This window comes from Citrobacter sp. Cf132, from assembly GCF_030333885.1.
Lineage (GTDB): Bacteria > Pseudomonadota > Gammaproteobacteria > Enterobacterales > Enterobacteriaceae > Citrobacter > Citrobacter freundii.
The window spans coordinates 1-268 of the sequence record NZ_JAOWFA010000012.1; the positions used below are offsets into that span (position 1 = coordinate 1).

Sequence of the window (268 nt, forward strand, 5' to 3'; positions counted from 1 at the left end):
GCTTGTAGCTCAGGTGGTTAGAGCGCACCCCTGATAAGGGTGAGGTCGGTGGTTCAAGTCCACTCAGGCCTACCAAATTCGCCTCCGTGCTGTGTTACGGCGATGCTCGCATACTTCAGTATGCTTCGCACCACCGCGCCTTGCCCGGAAACGAATTAGGGTACAGAGATTAGCATTTACGATGGGGTTATAGCTCAGCTGGGAGAGCGCCTGCCTTGCACGCAGGAGGTCTGCGGTTCGATCCCGCATAGCTCCACCATCTTTACTG

1 tRNA gene is annotated in these 268 nt (G+C 56.0%); it reads left to right on the plus strand.

Annotation, left to right across the window (positions count from 1 at the left end):
• Positions 1 to 183 precede the first annotated feature (183 nt).
• Positions 184 to 259, plus strand: a tRNA-Ala gene (locus OGV85_RS00295).
• The last annotated feature ends 9 nt before the right edge of the window (positions 260 to 268 follow it).